Below are 2,136 nucleotides of genomic sequence, written 5' to 3' on the forward strand. Positions count from 1 at the left end.
GGGATTGTGGATCAGCCGACCGATGCGATCAGCAAGAACGCGGGTGTTGTTCGTGAAGCAGTTGGCCAACTGTCCGCCACGACCAGCCAGATGTCGGCGATGCAGGACAGGGCATTCAAGGATGTCGCAGGTCGCACCCAGGAGAACCTTGGAACCATGATGAAGGCTGGGGTCAAACTGGCCGACGGCCTTCAAAGCGTGATGCGGGAATGGGCCGATTACACGCGCAATTCCATGCAGTGCAACATCGACGGCATGAACAGCATCCTGCGTGCCCGCTCACCCCAGGACCTTCTGGCCGCCCAAAAAGATTTGTTGAAGGCGGAAGTCACTATCATGCTGACCAGCAGCGTCAGGATTGCGGAAGCGACGGCCAAGGTCGCCGAGGAGGCTTCCAAAATCATCGGTGACCAGAACGAAGTGAGGAATCGGTAGACCATCGATCGCTGATGCCTCTATGATAAGACAAGCAAACAGCGTGTGTTGCACAAGGGAGACGTCCAAGATGCCGGAAGGTAATGCCGTACCGGAGGACATGTTCTCTCTCCTGAAAAGCCACAGCCTGTGGACCGCGACCGACGGCGCCCAGGGAGAGCGGGCGGATCTAAGGGATTACAATTTAGCCGGGCACTCGTTCTGGCGGGTTGATCTACGCCGGGCACTGCTCGATGGCTGCAACCTGGCGGCAGCCAACCTCGATCATTGCGACCTCACAGGAGCTTCCCTTAAGGGCGCCTGCCTCTCCAGCGCATCTCTGTGGCAGGCAAAACTGGGCGGGGCGGATCTTCGCGACGCCGATCTCCGGAACGCCAAGCTGGATCATGCTGATCTCAGGGGTGCGGATCTCACCGGCGCCAACATGGAAGGCGCCTCGCTGAAATTCGCCCTGCTGGTCGATCGGGGCTGACGGGTTTCGCCCGTGAAAATCTTCCACTGTCAGCATTGTCGACAGATGGTGTATTTCGCCAACACCCGCTGTGAGCGCTGCGGTCACCTCCTTGGTTACATCCCGGACCTGTATGCGCTCAGTGCCCTGGTTCCGCTGGGCGAGGATCGCTGGCAGCCTGTCGCGGCACTCGATCGACCATCCCGTTTCTGCGCCAATGCCGCCCATGACGTGTGCAATTGGCTGATCCCAGCAGAAAGCGCGGACACGTACTGCCGAGCCTGTCGGCTCAACCGAACGATCCCCGACCTGGATAATCTTGAGAACCGACTGCGCTGGCAAAGCTTGGAAACCGCCAAGCACCGTCTGGTTTACAGCCTGCTGCGGCTCAGCCTGCCGCTCACCAGCTGGTTCGACGATCCGAACACAGGCCTCGCCTTTGATTTTCTGGCAAACTCGGAGAAAATGGTCCGCGAGCATACCCAGATAATTACCGGTCACGCAGCGGGTCTGATCACGATCGACATCGCCGAGGCCGACGATGCCGAGCGGGAGCGCCATCGGCGCGATATGGTAGAGTCTTACCGCACGCTGCTGGGACACTTCCGCCACGAAGTTGGGCACTACTACTGGGACCGGCTTGTCCGCGGGGGTCCGTGGAGCCCGGCGTTCCGCGACCTGTTTGGCGACGAGCGCCAGGATTACGGCGCCAGCCTTGCCCGGCACTACGCGAACGGTCCCCCTGCCGACTGGCGACAGCGCTTCGTCAGCGGCTACGCCAGCGCCCATCCGTGGGAGGATTTTGCGGAGACCTGGGCGCATTACCTGCACATCGTGGATACCCTGGAAACTGCGCACGCGTTCGGTCTGCGGGTGCGGCCCGGAGAAGAAGCCGACCCGGCACTCAGCATGGAAATCGACTTTGATCCTTACCATCAGCGGGACTTCGACGCTTTGATGCGAGCCTGGTTGCCGCTGACCTACGCCGTCAACAGCCTCAACCACAGCATGGGCCTGCCCGACCTCTACCCCTTCGTGCTGGCTCCGGCGGTCATGGGAAAGCTCCGCTTCGTTCATGGCCTGATCTTCCGCTGACCAGGTATTTGAATGCAGCTGGTTCATCGGAACTTCAATACAGCGTTGCTCTGGTGCATGGAGGCCGACGAGCACGGATTTCTCCCTGGTTCGGTGATCGTCAAGCGGCGCGGACGGAGTCCGGGCGTCCGAGGTCGAGCATTCGGTTGAGGACG

The 2,136-nt window shown here is 60.7% G+C and carries 3 protein-coding genes; all 3 read left to right on the forward strand.

Going from position 1 to position 2,136, the window contains the following annotated elements; translation table 11 throughout:
* On the forward strand, nt 1–435 hold a 435-nt coding region (locus AC5JJ6_RS10945), incomplete at its 5' end, for a phasin family protein (RefSeq protein WP_496042061.1).
* 70 nt (nt 436–505) lie between these two features.
* Nucleotides 506–907 (forward strand): pentapeptide repeat-containing protein, encoded by a 402-nt coding sequence (locus AC5JJ6_RS10950; RefSeq protein WP_496042062.1) that lies wholly within the window; start codon nt 506–508, stop codon nt 905–907.
* Nucleotides 908–919: 12 nt separating this feature from the next.
* Nucleotides 920–1,981: a zinc-binding metallopeptidase family protein gene (locus AC5JJ6_RS10955; RefSeq protein WP_496042063.1), complete on the forward strand. Its 1,062-nt coding sequence runs from the start codon at nt 920–922 to the stop codon at nt 1,979–1,981.
* Nucleotides 1,982–2,136: the final 155 nt, after the last annotated feature.

It is taken from the genome of Skermanella sp. (assembly GCF_059503625.1).